Below are 19,830 nucleotides of genomic sequence, written 5' to 3'. Positions count from 1 at the left end.
TCAGAGTTTCGTTGGCATAAACCTCAAAAAAGATCTACATCAATAGCTCAAAATAAGCAGCAAATGTAAAAAACTGAATATGCTTTGATGTCTTTGTATTCGCTTATATGAATTGTTAACTACGGCTATCTCTAGAAACCCATTACCATCATGCTTGCCTAAATAAAGCCCTTCAGTCTCACTAGCAACGACAAATTTAGTGTCACTGAAACCATGTTCGATAAGCGTCTTCTTCCATCTAGCCTGGATAATATTAGACTTTTCAGGGGTTAGGTTTGCATTATGATAGCGAAAATTTAAATGCCTGGCTTTTAAATCCAACAATTGACATAGGCGTATAAACATTCTTGAAATATTTGCGTCTGGACAGCGTAAGGCGTAATTTTTACCGGGAACCGCATACCGCAAAATTTCTATCCCTAGGCGAATATTTTCTAAGGTCAATGAACCTTCACTAATGTTGTTATCCAATTTATTACATAAAAAGATAAACACACGTGTTGAATTAGCTAAATGTTTATTTTGTTGGATGTTAACAACTGAAACGTCTATACGCGGAAACTTAGGGATTAAGGGGAAGTGCCTACCTCTGCGAGGATAATTCTTATGAATAGTCTCGGCATTACTGAGTAACTTTTGTAATTGCTCTAATGGAACCACATAGTGCGCGGCAACTTCGATGGTGGATGATGTATGTAACGCATTTAATGCTTTGGCCCAAGTTAAACTACTGATAGTTAAGTCTGTTTTTATATTGACAGAGAAGTTCGCTAAACTTGGCATCACTAGGCTGACTGTTTGTTGAGCTGGTTTAATGGCAAGTTTGTGCATTACGTCCTGAGTGTAGTACGTTATGCGTTCAGCTAGACTCAATCCTGGTTCAAGGGGTTGCAGTGTCACACGACCCACGCACTCTGATGTAAAGTATTTTGTCAGTTCAAAGCGCGAATTGTGCTGCAGGTAATACAGTAGGTCTTTTAAATGAAGATAACTATTTAGCGTCGATTGCACGTCTTTATGGCCCATCATATGAGACAGGATAAACATTTTCTTGCGGGTGTTATCACTATAGCAAAGACGAGTTTGCAACCTTTTTAGATACTTTTCATCAAAAAACTCATCATTGAACAAGGTCAAATGTCGCCTGCCCGTCTCTATGATGCTGGCATTCAAACGACACCAGGTCCAATTAGCAAAACTGTGTCGTAAATGATGTACACGTAAACTTTGATCTTGGGTGTAATGACGCATTAAGTCTGTTATTAAGTCATAAGCCTGATTCACTCTTCTCTGATTATCAAATAGTAAAGTGCTATTCTTAGCCCCTGCTCCATTGACGATTCGATAAGTGTATCGCAACTTACTCAATGCCGTTTTCGGCCACAAAGCGTCTAAAGGTAACTCTCTTCTGGCGGAGGTCGTTTTTAATGTCCTATGTTTATTAGGTCTCACTGAAAGCTGAACATAATCAAAGTTGTTATGGGTTGGTTCAGTCAGAGAGAATGTAAAATCCCCCCAGGTTAACTTGGCGGCTTCATTTCGACGTAATCCACTGTAAAAACAGAAACACAAAAGAAAATAGGCATCGTGGTGCGCCGGACAATGTGCCGATTGATGATCTAAATAGGACAACATGACTTGCACATGCTCATGGGAAATCAGGTTGCTATCTACCTCACTGGAGCTCCCAAACACCTCAATATCAGATAAACATAAATCTCGAACAAAGCCTGAATCACTCAGAAACTGCGCAAAATAGTAGATATATTTTTTTCGCTGTGCCGAAGAAAAATGGTCAGCAGCATCATTTAATTTCTCAGCCCAATCCTCACCAGACAATAAGTAAATATCGCTTGTGCAAAAAATGATTAGAAATGGCCGGCTTAAACTTTTGACATAATCAATAGTTGTCGAGACTTTTAGCCGCCGCTTGTGCGTACCACCTGTCTTTAGTAACGAATACAGCCATGCACATAAAATCCAAAAGTATGGATTACTCTTAGATGATTGTTGATCCAGAATGATTGCTATAGCCCCAAGACAATCGGCTCGAAGTTTGTTGCTATCTACAAGTTTACAGAGCTCGGTATATACCTTATCTAATTGTTCGAGGGTCTTTTCCATCGACACAAAAGAAGTTTTCTCGTTCGTGACAACGGACCAATCACGAAAAGCCTTGGTTTTATCAGAAATGGCTTCTGAAAGGTACGGTTCGGCGTTTGCATAAACTTTTCCTGTCAGGATACGTACAAACGCATGTGTGGGCAATGGCTGGCAAACGCCAGGTAACATGTACATACGATATTGAACCGGGCCATAACGGAGGACGTTATCAATTCGTCGCAGCACCCTTAGCTTCAATAGTGATATATCTGACCAATCGAAATACGATCCGTAATTAAGATAATGCACTAAAGCAGCTTTGAACTGACTGGGCTTTATTGCGAAAGACGCGCTATGGTGCACATTATGCCATTGCTGTAAAGCCATGACAGCCATATCACTTAGCACATACCGTGGCGAATTTATTTTGATATTTTGGCATTGCCAATAACAAATTCCTCCCACGTAGAATATGTCCTGTGGGTATTCAACCATAAGCTGTAAATGTTCAGTTTTCTCTATGTTCACTGTGTAATATAAGACGAGTAATAGTCTCCCCAACTTAGCCTTGTCATCTAAATCTCTATGAGGCGCTATCAACTCCCTGCTTAATTGAGTGTTAATGAGCTCGACTATGGGTAATTTTGTCAAATCTACCGGGGTCAACATCGGTTTATCACGTTTTAACGTGATGATTGACGGAATGTTTGGCGAGTCTATGTCTAAGAACTTTTTGGCATAGTTGAGTATAGATTGCAGTATGAGAAGTTGTGCTTGTTTGCTTAGCACTTCAGGCTTCAATGCGGCAAGCACGTTTTCTAACTCTTCTGGTAAAAAAGCGTTATCAGAAAGTTTAATCTCCTTTTTTAGATGCCCGAGCAGATTGTGATAGGATGCAAAAAATTCGTTTTCAATTTTTTCTGACTTTTTATTTTTTACAGCAATAGATGGCGATATGCTGTTTAAAAATGCGGTGCGGCATTCTATGTATAATGGATGTAGCTTCCCCTCTTTTGATAGCTGGATTATGAAAGCACTGACTTTAGTGGTTTCCATCCTACCTCCCTGAATAACTTATCTAAGATAGGCACTAATTCATTAATGGCTTCGATATGGCTTAACGCTGAGTAATTTCCTATTGGTACTTCACCAGCTTGCCAATGACCCATTTGAAAGTTGATTAACTCAGGATCGACTCCTTGATCTAATAAACTACTTTTTAACCAGTGACGACCTGCATTGGCTGGTATAGAGTTTTTTTCCTTTAGTACGCTAATTAATTGTGAAGGAGACAAGCTGCGGGTAACAATTCCTGACTTTTGCTTTTGAAAGAAAAAAAATGGACCATGTTGACTTCGGGAGTTTCTTATCTTTGTATACCAAGCTGAGGCTTGTAAATTGTCATAGCTTAATACTTGCCGATCAACATCGATTATATTGTCTAGTTCGCTGCATAATTGTGGCATTAATAGCCGCAACAATCCGCGCAAACAGCCAAGGTGCCTTCGATATTCGACTAATTGAGCCGTTAACACTGATGGGATTGCGACAATACGTGAATGAGTAAAGTCGCTATCGTCTTTGTCGCTTATTCCCATCAAATTAAAAGAAGGTAGAAACAAAGCCAAGGTAGGTAATGGATTCCAAGCCGCACGATAGCCGGTACCAAACAGCAACATCCATGCAGTGTAAGCTACAAATGCATTATGATAGGCTAAAATATCCTCTAACCTGTGTTGAGGTGTTGGGAATAACGCCTTTGTTTGCAAAGACAAATGGATTATCAATTGCTGAATAGTGGCTTGTGTAGGAGTAAATGTCGAGCCCAAATATTGCTCGTCTTGCTGCCAGTATCTCAACTCAAATAAGCTGACTGTAAGTGGGTTACCACTGTAAACGGAGATCCCCTTTTCAACATCGTTCCAAAAATGCAATAACTGCTCACAGCGTTTTTGATCTCGAACACTTGAATAACTGCGGGCGACTCGAGTTGTATACATATTAACTGCATAACTAAAATCGATATAAATGGGATCTATCACATTTGTAGAGTTGATGTAATTGCATACAAAGTTGGTTAATCTTTTAAGACTTAAACGCCCACCACCGGAGTTGTCAGAAATTTTCGCCAGCTTTTGGGCCAATTTAGACTCAATTTTTTCAACGTCAACGTCCTCAATAAGATTGCCGACTAAACGTGCTCCCATGTGAATGGTGATTAATTTAACCAAAAAGTTTGGACACGCAGTAAAGACATCTTCAACCGTTTTTCTTAGCCCTATTTGGTTCAGACGAGGTCCTGTTGAGTGCGATAGAGGAAAACACCACCATCCATTTCCGCTAGGATCGATATAAAGACCTTGTTTTTTAGATGACAAATCACGAAACACACACAGATTTTTGACCTCTGAAACCGATTTACTGAGAATCAGCATAGTCCATAGAATTATTGCGGTTTCTCGAGTTGATCCGCGACGGCCATAAACCAATAATTTTTTAGCGAGCAGGTAGAGTTCGGCAGGCATCAATAACTGAGTATTTTGCATGCCGATGTTATGAGATCGTCTTACTCGGCTAGTAACATCAATTTCAGTCCGGTGCTTAACCATTGGATTAAAATTAATTGCAACGTCAAGCAACGCCGTTCTGTCTCGCTTTTCCGACATATCAGCATTAGCCATCACAAATGATTGCGACGGGTAGAAATCATCTTCGTCCAGACCTTCGCTATCTGGAATCATATTATCTTGTGGCAATATCGCAGATAAACCATCATCAGTCCCCACTATGGGGTCGGTAACCGGATCTCCATATCTCTTGGGTCCTCTATCTTTATCGCCATGTCCACGAGTACGGCTAATGGCGGGACACCAACTATTGCGAAAAAAATGGCGCAGAACTCTAACATGGGACGTCGGATAAATATTAAGTTTGCTATATTTTCCAGCAAAAATGCTATCGAGATTAGCTGCTATTGATTCTGGGCTATCAAGATGAGAATTCAAAATGTGTACTCGACTAGCGTCGAACGTCTTATCTCCTAATTCCATCATTAATCGAAAATTACTGCATGCTTCCTCTTCTCTTGATGTCGTTTTAGTGGCAAATTCAGGATCCGTCAGCGAGTCAAGGGTATCAAAATACTGCTTGATGAATGCGGCAAGTAACGCACAGGAATGGTAATCAACCTTATATTTCCAAGAACAGATCAAAAGCACATAAAATGGGCGTTCATGACACCATCCCTTACGATACGTGTTTCGATAAAACTCTTTGTTTATTGATAAATCGTTCACTACCATTTGGTGTGCATGGAAGGCATTATAAATGTAAGGCGCAAGACACAGCATTTTTTGAATAAAATTCGCTACTTCAGTAGAAACATTATTCACACGAGTAATTAACACAATTAATTGGAAAAAAGCGCTCAGATCATCAGGCGCATTGACCCGTTCTAAAAACTCATGGAGATCAGCTAAAATGGTCTCGGCATCGATCTCTATAGCGTTTATCTTACAATAGCCTTCTATGTGTTTTAGGACTTTTTGTTCAAGTGTTGTCATTTTAACTTCACCGATTTAGTACTGATATGTAGCCATCGACATAGTTCAGTCTTTGTTTTAATCGACGGGAATAATGACTGCCATTCGGGGGAAAAAAAGACTGATGGCTGATCTACACTCGTAAACAAATGGGGCAATGTATAGTTAATGGTATCGGCGCTAATATCCACAAATTCTTTTAACAGCGGCCTCACTACATCGTTCATTAAAATTAATCGTCTCAGTTGCGCCTTGGGTCTTCGAGACAGGATTAAACAAGGGACGCTTGAATCCACATTTTTAGCATATTTGGCCTTGCATAACTTCTGAAAAGTTAATAAACCTGATAACACCCGATAATGTCCTGCTTCGGTTTTATAAACCAAAAAGGGGGACTGGTAGGCATCGAGTAAAATTGTCGCTGGCGATTCGAATGAATCATCTGAGCATGGTTTCAATGAGCTAATTAAATTAAAGCTCTTAGCAAATTCCTCCACATCTTTATCAAGAGTGGTCAACTTCAAGTCGACTCTCTCTAATTGAACACCTTCAAGAAGCTTTTCCAATTCGCGCCGTATGGTTTCAACTTGATGATTCATCTGCAAACCTACCCTTTGATGGAATAGTGGTCAAAAATGACATTTACAGATTGTGCCTAAAGTGTGCCGAAATCAAGTAAATAAATGCTTGAAAATACGCCAAAACACCTAGCAAAGTGAGTTTTAATTTAAATTTCGCCATATAAAACATATATTTATGGAAATAATGCTAAAGTGGCTTTTATCTAATTAATGAATATTAACGTCTTGACATGGTAGGGGTCGGTGGTTCGAGTCCACTCGGGTGTACCACTCTCTTCAAAGAGTCTAAATTTGAAATTCAAACAGTGCACCCGTAGCTCAGTTGGTTAGAGCACTACCTTGACATGGTAGGGGTCGGTGGTTCGAGTCCACTCGGGTGTACCATTTCTTATTATGTATTTCATTAATCCACCCCTGCTTATCAAGCTAAATACAATTAATCTGCCTTTTAAAGCAGGTGTTTATGGTTTTCACTGCCTTTATCTTTTGATTTAAAATTCATTCCCAAATATCTCAAAGTTCAAAATCCAAAGTAATATCCTGTGCTAAATCAAATATTCGCAGTGGTATTTCTGCACCCTCTCCAATCCTTTTAAACGAGCGGCCTAAAAATTTTTGACTAAGTACGGCATCGAACAGACACTCGACGGTTAAGGTCGCAGAATAATGCATTCAAAGTCTGTTCGTTGAAAATAGCGTTCAGACAATCATCTGCAATTATCATCACCGCTCAATAGTGAGCGATCCTATCTGCATTTAGCGAGGAAATCCCAATGTCGAATGAAGGTTATCATGAACCCATTACTGAACTCACCGATAAAACCAAGGACATGCACCGTGCACTTACGTCACTGATGGAAGAGCTTGAAGCAATAGACTGGTATAACCAAAGAGTTGATGCGTGCAAAAATAATGAGTTGAGAGAGATACTTATACATAATCGAGACGAAGAAAAAGAACATGCTGCAATGCTACAAGAATGGATAAGGAGACAAGATCCGAGCTTTGATAAACAGCTAAAACATTACCTTTTTACAGATACGCCTGTTGCTCACACAGCTATTGTTCACAAATAAGTATTCAATCTGGCTGTTTGAGCAAGCCATTTTCGTGAGCAAACGCCTTTAGTCACTAAGCTGCCGTTCTTATAAAACAAACCTCTGCATGTGTTATTGCACCATTTAGCTCATTTCATACAGCCTTGCAGAATACTAGCGTGCAAATGTATTACTACGGACACTGTATTCTACGGACTTAGTGACTTTCGTTTTTAGCGTGAAGGACTTCACCTAATGCTACCTTAACGAAATATCTTGCGTGTAAATCTTAGGCGTATAGGACCTTTCAATCTCAGAATGGCGAGCACTGCCGTGCAAGAAAAACGAGCGATGTCAGCCATTTTTGAACGACTAAAAACATCACTCACTATTTTTAGCTACCTACGGCAATTAGAAATGATGACTCAATATTGAAGTCATACATCACTTAGGCTTTATCGCTCAAATTTTACCGAGTAGAAGGAATATAACGAGGATCAATACTACCAAACCTAATCCACCGCTCGGGCCGTACCCCCAGCTCTTACTGTGTGGCCAAGTCGGAGCCACACCGATCAGCATCAGAATCAAAACCACCAATAATATTGTTCCTATACTCATGAGAGTCTCCTAGACATTATGGATATAACTCGAACCAGAAATCTTAATCAATATGACAAAGATCCTTTTAAATACCCACATAAAGCTGCCAAACTTTATGCTTAAGGTGCTTACTTAATTGTAAAAGCCTCTGACATCAACTGTGTTTTTCGGCATCCTTAGCCGCTTCTTTTACATTACCAATTGCTTTTTGAGTTTTACCTTTTATCTGTTTCTGAACCCCTTTCATCTGCTGTTTCGGGTTGCCAACGATCTCACCAATTTTTTGCTGCACTTTGCCTGCAGCATCTTTTATTGAACCTTCTATTTGGTCTTTGTTCATGGTCAATTTCCTTTTGTTGTTGATATAACATCTAAATAATAATGAGCGCTAACAATCAGCTATGAGCTATTTTTCATTTTAGTAAATAGCGTTTAGCAAACATCTAAATATTTTTAGTAAATATCTTAGTTGGTAAAATATCAGTAAAGCGACATAAAAATTAGACTAAAATTAATTCCGCGGTATTTTCATAAAATTGTGTGACTGGCTCTACATCAATCACGCCGCGTCAACTTAGGTATTAACGCTACAATATGACATTGGTTTTAATAGGAAAATATTTTGTAGCAATCTTGAATTTTATCTTAAACATATTGTGGTGATCATTTTATTTACTGAAAATTTAGTATTAATCATGACTGAATTCCATTATTTAATTATCTAGTGATTTTTCAGTTAAAGCGACATCCTAATGATGAGCCGCAACATCAAGATAAATAACATAAAATATTTTATTAAGACAAAGATTACCCATTAAAGGCATATCAATCTAAACTCTGTATCCAATTTATAATTTATCTAAAAGTGTGTCTGTGCGATAGCGTACACATTATAAATATTTTAATCCGCAATTTAACTTAAAACACAATGAAACATCAGCTGATACCTAATGTAGCTACATTTTGACATATTATAGATGCCATTAAACATATGAATATTCAGTGAATAAGCTCAGAAGGAACTAAGAGGTATAACTCTAAAACGTTAAAATGATCTAGAGGTGTTTATAGCATCTTGTAGAGCTTAGAAAACCACAGCTGGTAGTCTAAGGTTGTTTAGCACCAATTAGCCTCGACTGCTGATTTTTACAATAATGCTTCTATATTCGCAAGAAGAACACGATAACCTACGTTACCATAAAATATTTGTCTACCTTCGTCGATAATATAGCTTGGACTGCCTTGTAGATTTTGTTGTGTTGACTTTTGATAGTTGCTCATTAATGCGGCTATAGCTGAACCATCATGAACGCTTGAGATGATTTTTTTCTGTTCCAGCCCATAGAAATCAACCAGATCATAGAGTATTTCAAGCTTACCAATATCCAATGCGTCGATAAAAAATGCACTCCGAAATTTCAATGCCATATTGATACTGGTGTTTTTGTCATAGATAAGTTCAATGGCTTTAAGCACTAAATGAGCATTGGCCGACGTTGTCGGTCTGACTTCTGTCCATATTTTTGAGTTCGTGGGAACGTCATCACGGATAGATGCAGATTTATGTACATGTTCTGCAAAACCATTATATTGACCTTTCTGTTTCCACTGTGTCTCAATTTTTGTGTGAACATCACCAAATACATCAAGATAATGATATTTAAAATGAATCACTTTTCTATGCATTGATGAAAGTAAACTTACTAAACAAGCCCATATTTACAATGGCATTATTTCTCATTAAAAACGCAGTTTTGAAATGATTATTGACTAAATAGTCAAGCTGATGGCTATTATTGATATGAATTGTTGACATCTTGTCATCAACATAAAATACTTTATAAGTCCAACAACGGCTTAATCTATGTAACATCTGGTCTTTAGCTTAAAAAGCTGGCGATAAACCACAACCTTGTAATAAGGCTAATGGCATGAGTATACCTATATTTTTCTATTGACTCTGTTCGTTGCCGCACTGATTCTTGACAATACAATGCGCACAATAAAGAGGGAAAACTACCAATACAATATGTGCCATTCCATAACTAGATTGAAGGGCATCATCTTCCCGCTTTCAGTTAATAACAGTATTAGATTTGGGAACGAACCATAGGTGAGTTAGCTCAATATTTACCGATGTCAGTACTGAGTCGTTAATACGCACTAAACAAGCCATAAAAATATTGGGAATAACAATAATAGAAGATACAAAAGGAGTCGCCGATAACTCGGCTACTCCTTTTACTTAGCGGAAAATTTAAAAGCGGTAATTAAAACTCAGGGTCACATTACGTGGAGTTCCGTAGTGATACACACTATATGCTTCGGACATTGAGGCTGAGGCAGACATATAAGCATAGTATTTTTCATCTAATAGGTTCTCTACGTTAAGTTGCAGATCCATATTGTCAGTAAAGTTATAACGAGCCATCAGGTTGACTAAAGAGTAAGCATCCTGATCGATTTTTACTGTCCCCCCTTCCGAGTAACTATCACTCTGCCAGTTAATACCACCACCCACGGTCAATTCAGGCAGGTAATCAACAAACTGATAAGTTGTGAATAGTTTAAACTGTTTGCGAGGGCTAGTAGTCGCCACTTTTTTTCCGTCAGCATCTTCCGCTGTAAACTGCGAATAGCCAGCCGTGATATTCCACCCATCGATAAACTCCCCCACCACTTCTAACTCAAAGCCTTTACTCTCAGTACCTTGAGCAGCTTTGTAATAAGTGGTGGGAGTACCGTCAACAATGATAGTTCCAGCGGCTGTTGCCAGATTATCCTGTTCAATCTTAAACAGTGCCACTGCGGTGTGCAGACGATCATCTAGATAAGCGCTCTTTAAACCGATTTCATAGGCTTTACCTTCGAGTGGCTCTAAATAATCACCGTTAATATCCTTACTGTTTTGCGGATTAAATATTTCGGTATAACTGGCGTAAACACGATGCTCTTCGTTTATGTCATACAAGGCGCCAACATAAGGAACGAACACGCCATCATCACCAAAGTTGGTATCAGTACCATAACTGACCCCTTCGCGGTTCCAACTAGAAATACGGCCACCGGCAATCACTTTTAAATCATCGGTAATTGTCAGTCGCGTTGCTGCGTAGAAACCTTTCTGCTCGGTATCCATATTCAACTGACGATTGGCGTTTGTTGACCATTCAGGCTCTTCAAAGGCGTTGCTTTGCCAATCATAAAAGTTTTCAACTGCCTTTGAGTCCCAGCCCGTCATATTCTCACGGATGGGTTCATAGGTATCAGCATAGGATTTCTGTTTGCTGTATAAGGCACCAGTCACAAATTGATGCTCACGGTTAAAGAGTTGGTAATCGCCTTTCAACTGAAAATCGAAATTATCAGAGTTACTTTCACCATGGCTGTGATAACGCTGACCGCTCAAACCTGCACCGGTTTCTTTATTCAGCAAGCCAGACATATAGATCATTTTGGTGGTGGTTTCATATTCCATGCGATTATAGTTCGCCACCAACTGCCAACCATTGCTGAAATAATGGTTCAAGTTAGCAAAATAGTTGATGTTAGTCGTTTCCCAACGGCTCCAATCTGCCGCTGTTGTAGTAGAAACATCCCAATCAGTAGCCGAACCATCGCTGAATACTGCTGGTAACGCACCCCACATCGCTCCTTTGGGGTTATTGTTATTGTAACTACCGCCGACGCGCAGCATAGTATTGTCAGTAATGTCTGAATCAATTACGCCGTAAAGAATGGTCTTACGGTCTTGATAAAGATCCTGATAAGAATCGCTATTGACATATTTCGCGACCATGCGACCGCGCACATTGCCACTGTCGTTGAGGCCATTAGAAACATCTGCGGTAACTTGTTTTTTATCCCAGCTACCCGTAGCAACATCAACATAGCCCTTAAGTTCGTCACTGTCGGCATGTTTGCGCACTAGGTTGATTGAAGCAGAAGGATCCCCTGCCCCCGTTAGTAAGCCTGTTGCACCACGCACCACCTCTACACGCTCGTACAGAGAGATATCAGACACAGTCTCACCTGCATCGCCCCCCAAACTCCAAGATAAAGGTACGCCATCGATCTGGTAATTCTGAACCGCAAAACCACGAGCCATAAAGCCATTTCGAACGTTATCTGTTTTAGATGAAGACAAACCTACTGTGTTATTAACCACATCAACAACGGTATTGAGTGCCTGATCCTGGATCCGTTCAGCGGTCAAGATGCTCACTGACTGTGGCGTTTCCTGCAGTGACAGCCCTAAACCTGTGGCGGTATCAATGGTTCGACTCACAGTGTACTTGCCCATCACTGTTATTTTTTCAATATTTTGATCATTTGCATCTGCTGCAGAAGACGGCTCTGCAGCCAAAACTGACAAAGGGTTTAATGCCAAAGTAATGGCAGACGCGAGAGGTAGTAGATAAAAGCGCATAGTAATTTAGGGAGTTTATTTAGGATGGATATACGGTAACACTATTGCGAATCACTTTCATTTGTATTTTGGTGATGTATATAACAAATTCATCATTTATTAATGAGGAATAAACGTCCCCGCTGTGTTTATGCCTTCAAAAGTGAGCGTTTACGGTGAAAAAGGTTATTCTTTACCCGTATTCGGTTAATCATTCTTAATCTACGCCACTAAAAGCGACCCTGAGATTATTACTCCATAGGATCGCCATTAGTGTTTAGCTTTTACTTCATCAGTGTGTCTGTACTATTAGCTCGGCAGGCAGAGGCCACTTTGCCACTTGCCACTCACCTTGCCAATTCTCTATCGATATCCACAGACTATCGGCGGAGGTTAGCGTCTTAGTTGCGATGGCGTGTACGTGTTGGCCATGCTTATTACCGTGTAAAATACCATTTTCACTGCGCTGTAAATCTGCTATTGGCAAAGCCTGCGTTCCAATATTGGCATAGCCTTGGCGTATATTGCCTACCTCACCTTTTTCAAAAACCAACATGAAATCTTTCACATAGTCATCATGATGCACATAGGGTGCTTTTAGATCTAAGGGTAAAGGGGCTATTTTAAATTCACCTAACTCTTGAGCCTGCCATGCCGGTGGAAATGTAGGTGTTAGCGACTGATACAAAAACAATAGGGGGAGCAATAGAATAAACCCACTCAGTTTATATTTATTTTTTTGCCAAAAAGTTGAATGAATGAAAGCCATTAACGTACCTCCTCTAACCTATCTGTCACAGTACTGGGGGATCCCATTTTTTTAATTGCACGCACATTACGCAGTCCCCACATCATAAATCCCGTGATTGACATACCCGATAGGATCACCCCAAAAATAAACCAAATGATTTTTGTCCAGATACCACCTAAGGTACCGTAATGCAAAGGATCTGCGATATGCATTAGCGTTTGTATTCCTGTCATCGTCTCGGGTGATGTCGCTCTTGTAATCTCCCCCGTCCAAGGGTTAATGCTAAGGTTGTAAGAATACTGATCGTAAAAAATGTGCTCGCCACTACCGCTCAGATGATACATGTCACGATTATGCTCGGGTTTCATCACATAGCTTGGTTGAAAGTCAGGAAAGTGCGTTTGTGCTAATGTTAAGGCTTGTGCAAATGACACGCTTGGATCTGCGGGATTCACATCACCCTTTTGGATAAAGGGCAATTGCTCAGCAGCAACCAATGGCGCATGTGGCTCGATATCAATATCTGCATGCCAAAAAATGGCTTGGACTAAATACCATAATCCGGTAACGGCCATAATCGCGATAAACCAAATAGACCACACACCAGACAATTTATGCAAATCGGCCAATAGTGTCTTTTTACCTTGACTCACACGCAATTTCGGAGCAAAAAAACTTCGCCAAAAACGTTTATAAACAATGAGTCCCGTCACTAAAGATGCGAGCATAAACAGCGCCATCGAACAGACAAGGTAATAGCCCAAGCTGTAACCGCTTTGCCAAGGAAATAATAACCAAGCATGTAAAGATCTGATAAAGCCGGCAAATGTCATGCCTTCATTAATCTGTTGGATTTCACCTGTGTATTGATTGACATAGGCCATGGCATAGGGTTTATCCGCGTCACTGAACATGATCACATTGACCATATAAGATTCTAAGGTCATAGCGCCAGAGACTGCCGCACTTGGGTAGGCTTCCTCAACAATCGTCATCAATTCACTAACCGGTTTTACGGGTAAATCATTAGGGTTCAACGCCCTCGATGCAGGATTCGTTAACCAAGTGATCTCATGACTCAGTACCGCAATCGTCCCCGTCAAGCAGATAAAACAAAATAACAACCAAATTGGGAGCGACACCCAACCATGCAACATAAACCAGAATCGGTTACTGATCTTCGCCATTTGTGACTTTCCTAACACTTATCGTATTTCGCGAGTGTAAAGGTAATGCAAATTGTTATCAATACGATGTACTGGGAATTGTTTTCAATTAGAATGCCGGTCACAAAATACTATGATGAGGAATCATGATGGATAAAACCTTGTTAGCAGCGCTCATTTCGAGCCTATTGTTAGCGCCGAGTTCCTACGCCGACGAAACTCAATCAGACGCAGACGCCAATATCGAAGTGATCAGTATTAAAGGTAGTCGTTTAGATAAAGCTGCTACAGCAACGGGCTTACCCTTAACACTGAGAGAAACGCCGCAGTCAGTGACGATTATAGATCAAGAATTTATTCAGAGTTTTTCTCTTAACAATGTTGCTGACTTAATGTTTTTAACACCGGGTATTTCTGCACAGAAAGCAGAAACTAACCGCTACTTTTTCAGCGCCCGTGGTAATCCAATCACTAACTTCCAATTTGATGGTGTGCCTGTTAACTATTCTAGTTTCTTCAATGATGCTTCGACCGATACGGTTATCTTCGATCGAGTAGAAGTGGTTCGTGGTGCAACAGGATTATTAACTGGTGCAGGAGAACCCTCGGCCGCCATCAACCTCATTCGTAAACGTCCAAAATCTTCACCAGGAGGTTACCTCAGTACAAAAGTAGGTTCATGGGACAGTTATCGTGTAGAAGGTGATAGTTCAGTTGACATAACAGAAGATGCCGATGTCCAAGCACGTTTTGCCGCCGCCTATGAAAAATCAGATAGTTTTACCGATCTAGCCGAAGATGAAAATCTGCAAATTTATGGCGTCGTTACTGCAAGATTAAGTGATAGCACATTATTCACTTTGGGCGTGGACTATAGTGACCGCGATCCTAAAGGCTCCACTTGGGGAGCGCTGCCACTGTTTTATGCCGACGGCAGTTTAGCGAGTGACCTTCCCCGTTCGACTACCACTGCAGCATCTTGGTCTAGTTGGAAACGCCATGGTGCGAACGTTTTTTCTACTTTAGAACACAACTTCGATAATAACTGGGAACTCAAACTCGACATAGAACATCGTGAGGATAAGATGGATGGACACTTGCTATATTTATATGGCTCCCCAGATAAAACCACAGGTTTGGGGATGAGTGCATTGCCTATGATCTACCAATCAACCCGTAAGCAAGATGCGGCGCGAATATTTGCTTCAGGGCCATTCGAACTATTGGGTCGAGAACATAAGCTAACAACCGGCCTACTCTATTCAAAACAAGATATTAGCGCCGACTCTTTCTACACCACAGATGTTTTAAGCGTAGGCAATTTCTTTGAGTGGGATGGCTCGATTGCAGAGCCAAATTATCCATCGATTCCCACCAATGAAGAGACTGAAGAGATCCAAAAAGGTGCCTATATTGCTACCCAACTCAATCTGCACGATCAGATCACACTGCTGTTAGGTAGCCGTATCAGCCAATATAAAGTCGATCCAGGTTATGAGCACAATGATGTCATTACGCCGTATGCAGGATTGATTTACGATATCAGTGACAGTGTGTCGATTTATACCAGTTACACTGAGATTTTTCAGCCTCAAGATGCCAAAGATGCTAATAACAAACGCTTAGACCCGACAACTGGCAATAATATTGAACTTGGCAGTAAAGCCGATTTTTTCGACGAAAAACTCACCGCCAGTGTTGCAGTGTTTAAAGTTCAAAAGGAAAATGTGGCGGAAAAAGATCCTAACATTAAAGACCCACTTCCTGATGGTAGCTTTCCAATGCGCGCAGTGGATGGCACCAGTAACCGTGGTTTTGAAATGGAACTAACGGGTAGACCCACAGAGGATTGGGATCTGTACTTCAGTTACACCTACAGTGAATCTGAAAAAGCCGATGGTTCGGCCTTTGGCACACATTTGCCTAAAAACTTAGTACGATTATCTTCGCTCTATCACTTTGATGGCGCTCTAGAAGATATCACATTAGGTGGCAACTTAAGCTGGCAGAGCAAGATTTATGTAGAAAACGCGGGGCCTAACGGCGAAAGCTCTGAACAAGCCAGTTATTTCCTTACCAATCTTATGGCAAGTTATCAACTCACTGATGATGCGATTGTTCGTTTGAATATTCGAAACTTGTTTGATGAAAAGTACTACTCGAGTATCGATTTCTACAATCAAGGTTTCTTCGGCGAACCGCGAAATGTCGAACTTAGCCTGAGTTATAATTTTTAGTCTAATTGTTAATCGCCAATACCGCGCATCACTTTTATGCGCGGTATACCTAAAGCTAAACTATCCTGCGTTAAAACAGCATCCGGTAAACTTCAATGGATTAACCCTTTGGGCTCAGTGGGATAATCCATTACAATGAAGTCCATTTTGAGTTCGTAAAACAGATGTTCCGCCTATGCCTAAGTCTCACACCCACATGCATCAACATTTGCAGATGCCACATGCTAAATTAGATCTGCAAGCTCTAGTGGGCACTCTTGCCTTTGAGCAAGTGACCATTATTGGTAATGCTTCCGGCGATTGGCAGCCTGCGACCACAGGTACGACATTTATTTTTAACGGTACTCAATGGGCTGAAAACAGCAATGTAAATAATCAGATAGTAAATATCGCCAACGGTGGTTTTGCTGAATCAAAATATGCCTTTGTGGTACAAGGTCATCCACAAAGTGGTCTGCTTACGCAAGCCTTGACACAAGTTGCGATTGAATTAACGCCTCAGCTTGGCTGCTGGCCTTCATCTGGCTTAACCACAATAGTATTGATGCAGCAATTGTCTCAGCATGTGCAAGTGCAGCGGATGTCGCTGTTTCCGAGTTTATCAAGACCCAATGATTTACCGCCTGACGATCACTTACCTTGCATGGTGCATAATTGGTTAGGCGAACGGCGGATTGCCCAGGCTTTGGTACCATCGCTCGACTGGCCTGAATTTAGCTTAGCGTCCGTATTTTTACCTCGCCTATCCGCAATAAACCAAATGCAACCATGCCAAGTCGCACCTAGGATAAACGCAGGTAATCCCTTTGATTTACTTGAGCGTTTACAAGAGTCGAGCTTATTAATCGCAGATGCGCTAAATCCAGCCACGCGGCAGATGCAACTTGAATGGCTAATCACACTGGCGCATACACCCATCAACATTTGGCAGCAATTTGCTCATCCTAGCCAGCTCATCAATACTGAAGCTTTATTTTTCAACCACATGCCAGAATCAAAATCCAGCAATTGGTATTTAATGGATACTCAGGCATCTCAATATCTTGATGCGATTCGCCATAGTTTGGCCTATTGTTGGCAAACGTTGTCGACTAAGCACGCGAGCTTGTGATTGGCAATCAGTCTTCAAACGGCTCGTGACCCTCCCCCCTGTCCACTGCCATTCGCATTCAAAACACATTCAAAATACCTAAGGCGAATGTCGTTTTACCTTTTACCTTGCCCTCTACCGACGCTAAACCAACCTCTGTTTAAATGCATGACTCAAAACGTCAACACGCCCTAGTTAAGGGATTTTTACCCAATGCGATCCCCAACGGTTCAAAGTAATTGATCAGCGCCTGAAAAATCACTTGTCTGTGGGTCTCATCGGGATAAGCCCCCTCCTTTGCCATTGTTGAGAAACGGGTTCCCGACACTAAATACGGATTCGAAATATCAGTATAGGATTCAATACAGGCTTCAAATGCTCGCGCCATCATCTCCGTTGGCCGAGAGAAGTACTGCATCCCATGTTTTTTATCTAATGCAATCGCTCGGCGAACATAATCATGGGGCTCATCACCCTGTCCACTCAACAATGTCACTTTGAAGATCTCAGATAATCGAACATTTAATGGATGCTCTATAATGGGCAGATCGGATAGCCAAAGATCGCTCGCACACTGAAACCGCTTATTAGTAGGTTTGAATGATTTAGCGGCAATATAATGGTCAAACGCATGCCAAAACTCATGGGCTAAAGCACCTGCACCTGCATTTTTAGCTAATGCCAACTCTCGGGTCGCGGGTGCATAATGGGCCTGAACGCCCTTTTGGCCGCCATGACCAAAGGCCAGGCTGACGGTTTCTCGCAGTCCTAAAGTCAAAGGTGGCAATTTTAAGATAAAGGCCAGATCGGCGAGCGAATCAAACACTAAATCTGCAGCAATGCGCGATTCATCTCGCGTCACCCAGCGGCCCACACGCACATGGCTAAAACCAAAGGTTTGTTTAATATCAAGAAAAGTGACTTGCTCACCAAATCGATAATCGGGTCCATGGCGGTTATATTGCTGATTGATTAACACGGCTTCCCTTGAACCCTTTGCAGTGAGAGACACATTAAGCTGGCTATTTTAGGTGAAAATGCACAGGAACAAAACGCTGCATTAAGTGCAATATCAAGTTAAGAATAGGAGCCAAGCAGCGCTTACCCTTGGTTTGGTATCGCGATGCTTAGATTTCGTCAACCACAGGGTTCGTTAAGTTTTAGCCGTTAATATCACATCATCCCAAACCACGACACGATTTCGCCCCGTAGTTTTAGCGTGATACAAGGCTTTATCGGCCTCGGCCACCAGCTTTTCAGCATCTGAACGGCACTGACTCCCTATTTCAATCGGTGAAGGCACAGACTGAAGCGCTAAAATACCGCTGTTTTCTTCGATGGCATGATGAGTAATTACAGGTGTTAACGCACTCACTCCTGCCGAAAATTGATAGTGAAAATCGGCGACTATCGCTGAAATATCTTCATTCGCAAGCGCTGACATCATACGCGTCACAATTTTCTGCGCGACATCGATCGATGTTTCTGGCAGTAATAGCGCAAATTCCTCACCGCCGAAGCGACCAAAGATATCGTATGGGCGCGTGCGAGCACTGATAAATTGGGTAAAATGCTGCAGTATCTTGTCACCCACTTGATGCCCATAGCGATCATTAACGAGTTTAAAATAATCGATATCCATCATGACAAGGCACAAAGGTAACTGTAGACGACTCAAGCGTTTGATTTCATGCTCTAACTGCTGGAAAAAATGCCGTCGATTGGCAATACCGGTTAATTCATCGGTGAGTGCGAGTCGATTCAACTCAGTCTGCGCATTCCTTAGGGCAAATTCGACCTGTTTTAACTGGGTAATATCGGTGCAAACAATGACCATATCGCCATTGTGATAGACCTGCTCAGAAAGTTGCAACCAGCTACCGTCGACCAGATCCACTTCAAAACGTCGAAAAGCTGATTTACGTTGATTCGCATGAATAAGTTCAAGCCATTCCTCTATGGTTTCATGATCAATTTTAGGCCCTTGCTTATGGGTAAAGGCAAAGTGCATCATGTCGTCAAAATGCCGGCCAGCCATGTCTTGATCAACAAAACCAAACATTTTCGCAAAGGTATGGTTATAAAAGATAAAATGATTGTGCTTGTCCAAAACAGCGAGGCCATTCTCGCTTAGCCGTAAGGCTTCAGTTAAAAAGGGGTAAACAGACTCAAGAGATTCTTTTTCCATCGATTATTCCTAGCAATGACGCTTTTAGAGAAGATCTCCGACATGTTTAGATTAGCAGCGTTCTACACTAATCACAGCGTCTTTGTCTTTACCCCCATATTCCGCAACGGGATTGGCTCTACCG

At 41.2% G+C, this 19,830-nt stretch carries 14 protein-coding genes and 1 tRNA gene; 4 read left to right on the top strand and 11 right to left on the bottom strand.

Features of this window, described 5'->3' with window-relative positions; genetic code table 11:
• Nucleotides 1–39: 39 nt before the first annotated feature.
• Genes L5M51_RS07260 through L5M51_RS07250 form a run of 3 tightly spaced genes read right to left on the bottom strand, consistent with a single transcriptional unit; the run spans nt 40 to nt 6,244 of the window.
• Nucleotides 40–3,159, bottom strand: a complete 3,120-nt coding sequence (locus L5M51_RS07260) for a tyrosine-type recombinase/integrase (RefSeq protein ID WP_263172134.1) — start codon at nt 3,157–3,159, stop codon at nt 40–42.
• Nucleotides 3,129–5,666 carry a hypothetical protein gene (locus L5M51_RS07255; protein WP_263172133.1) on the bottom strand — a complete coding sequence of 846 codons (2,538 nt, stop codon included), beginning with the start codon at nt 5,664–5,666 and terminating at the stop codon, nt 3,129–3,131. Before L5M51_RS07255 ends, L5M51_RS07260 begins: the two co-directional genes overlap by 31 nt.
• The gene (locus L5M51_RS07250) at nt 5,663–6,244 is read right to left on the bottom strand and encodes a hypothetical protein (protein ID WP_263172132.1); all 582 of its coding nucleotides are present in this window, start codon (nt 6,242–6,244) and stop codon (nt 5,663–5,665) included. Before L5M51_RS07250 ends, L5M51_RS07255 begins: the two co-directional genes overlap by 4 nt.
• A 289-nt stretch (nt 6,245–6,533) precedes the next feature.
• On the opposite strand from L5M51_RS07250, the gene L5M51_RS07245 reads away from it, so the two are divergent.
• Together L5M51_RS07245 and L5M51_RS07240 are read left to right on the top strand one after the other, a co-directional pair.
• Nucleotides 6,534–6,610, top strand: a tRNA-Val gene (locus L5M51_RS07245).
• Nucleotides 6,611–6,999: 389 nt separating this feature from the next.
• Nucleotides 7,000–7,302, top strand: coding sequence for an encapsulin-associated ferritin-like protein (locus L5M51_RS07240; RefSeq protein ID WP_219234161.1), 303 nt, complete (start codon nt 7,000–7,002; stop codon nt 7,300–7,302).
• Between the two features lie 423 nt (nt 7,303–7,725).
• Here the strand turns inward: L5M51_RS07240 and L5M51_RS07235 are convergent, their stop codons facing one another.
• The 6 genes from L5M51_RS07235 to L5M51_RS07210 all read right to left on the bottom strand — a co-directional run bounded on the left by L5M51_RS07235 (nt 7,726) and on the right by L5M51_RS07210 (nt 14,212).
• Nucleotides 7,726–7,878, bottom strand: a complete 153-nt coding sequence (locus tag L5M51_RS07235; RefSeq protein WP_311981184.1) for a DUF3309 family protein — start codon at nt 7,876–7,878, stop codon at nt 7,726–7,728.
• Between the two features lie 142 nt (nt 7,879–8,020).
• The gene (locus L5M51_RS07230; RefSeq protein WP_028759929.1) at nt 8,021–8,206 is read right to left on the bottom strand and encodes a CsbD family protein; all 186 of its coding nucleotides are present in this window, start codon (nt 8,204–8,206) and stop codon (nt 8,021–8,023) included.
• Nucleotides 8,207–9,012: 806 nt separating this feature from the next.
• Entirely contained in the window at nt 9,013–9,540 is a 528-nt protein-coding gene (locus tag L5M51_RS07225; RefSeq protein WP_263172130.1) for a DsbA family protein, read from the bottom strand.
• Nucleotides 9,541–10,123: 583 nt separating this feature from the next.
• A complete protein-coding gene (locus L5M51_RS07220) occupies nt 10,124–12,295 on the bottom strand; it encodes a TonB-dependent siderophore receptor (protein WP_263172129.1) in 2,172 nt (723 codons plus the stop codon).
• Between the two features lie 271 nt (nt 12,296–12,566).
• Nucleotides 12,567–13,043, bottom strand: coding sequence for a hypothetical protein (locus L5M51_RS07215; protein WP_105252512.1), 477 nt, complete (start codon nt 13,041–13,043; stop codon nt 12,567–12,569).
• On the bottom strand, nt 13,043–14,212 hold the full coding sequence (locus L5M51_RS07210; protein ID WP_131524752.1) for a PepSY-associated TM helix domain-containing protein: 1,170 nt from the start codon (nt 14,210–14,212) through the stop codon (nt 13,043–13,045). The genes L5M51_RS07215 and L5M51_RS07210 overlap by 1 nt, the downstream gene beginning before the upstream one ends.
• A gap of 128 nt (nt 14,213–14,340) precedes the next feature.
• On the opposite strand from L5M51_RS07210, the gene L5M51_RS07205 reads away from it, so the two are divergent.
• Nucleotides 14,341–16,428, top strand: coding sequence for a TonB-dependent siderophore receptor (locus tag L5M51_RS07205; RefSeq protein ID WP_317629929.1), 2,088 nt, complete (start codon nt 14,341–14,343; stop codon nt 16,426–16,428).
• A 175-nt stretch (nt 16,429–16,603) separates the two neighbouring features.
• Nucleotides 16,604–17,539 (top strand): hypothetical protein, encoded by a 936-nt coding sequence (locus L5M51_RS07200; protein ID WP_263172126.1) that lies wholly within the window; start codon nt 16,604–16,606, stop codon nt 17,537–17,539.
• Between the two features lie 160 nt (nt 17,540–17,699).
• Here the strand turns inward: L5M51_RS07200 and L5M51_RS07195 are convergent, their stop codons facing one another.
• Entirely contained in the window at nt 17,700–18,497 is a 798-nt protein-coding gene (locus L5M51_RS07195) for a CLCA_X family protein (protein ID WP_263172125.1), read from the bottom strand.
• 174 nt (nt 18,498–18,671) lie between these two features.
• Nucleotides 18,672–19,706, bottom strand: coding sequence for a GGDEF domain-containing protein (locus tag L5M51_RS07190; RefSeq protein WP_263172123.1), 1,035 nt, complete (start codon nt 19,704–19,706; stop codon nt 18,672–18,674).
• Nucleotides 19,707–19,830 lie beyond the last annotated feature (124 nt).

The sequence above is a fragment of the Shewanella sp. SM73 genome, assembly GCF_025653795.1.
Taxonomy (GTDB): Bacteria; Pseudomonadota; Gammaproteobacteria; order Enterobacterales; family Shewanellaceae; genus Shewanella; species Shewanella oncorhynchi.
Note: the sequence above shows the minus strand (reverse complement) of the source record. Positions and strands in the feature narration are given on the sequence as shown.

Coding starts and splice junctions, on each gene's coding strand:
- L5M51_RS07210 (WP_131524752.1), bottom strand. CDS start 14,212: ATGGCGAAGATCAGTAACCGATTCTGGTTTATGTTGCATGGTTGGGTG.
- L5M51_RS07260 (WP_263172134.1), bottom strand. CDS start 3,159: ATGGAAACCACTAAAGTCAGTGCTTTCATAATCCAGCTATCAAAAGAG.
- L5M51_RS07215 (WP_105252512.1), bottom strand. CDS start 13,043: ATGGCTTTCATTCATTCAACTTTTTGGCAAAAAAATAAATATAAACTG.
- L5M51_RS07220 (WP_263172129.1), bottom strand. CDS start 12,295: ATGCGCTTTTATCTACTACCTCTCGCGTCTGCCATTACTTTGGCATTA.
- L5M51_RS07240 (WP_219234161.1), top strand. CDS start 7,000: ATGTCGAATGAAGGTTATCATGAACCCATTACTGAACTCACCGATAAA.
- L5M51_RS07205 (WP_317629929.1), top strand. CDS start 14,341: ATGGATAAAACCTTGTTAGCAGCGCTCATTTCGAGCCTATTGTTAGCG.
- L5M51_RS07190 (WP_263172123.1), bottom strand. CDS start 19,706: ATGGAAAAAGAATCTCTTGAGTCTGTTTACCCCTTTTTAACTGAAGCC.
- L5M51_RS07230 (WP_028759929.1), bottom strand. CDS start 8,206: ATGAACAAAGACCAAATAGAAGGTTCAATAAAAGATGCTGCAGGCAAA.
- L5M51_RS07255 (WP_263172133.1), bottom strand. CDS start 5,666: ATGACAACACTTGAACAAAAAGTCCTAAAACACATAGAAGGCTATTGT.
- L5M51_RS07200 (WP_263172126.1), top strand. CDS start 16,604: ATGCCTAAGTCTCACACCCACATGCATCAACATTTGCAGATGCCACAT.
- L5M51_RS07250 (WP_263172132.1), bottom strand. CDS start 6,244: ATGAATCATCAAGTTGAAACCATACGGCGCGAATTGGAAAAGCTTCTT.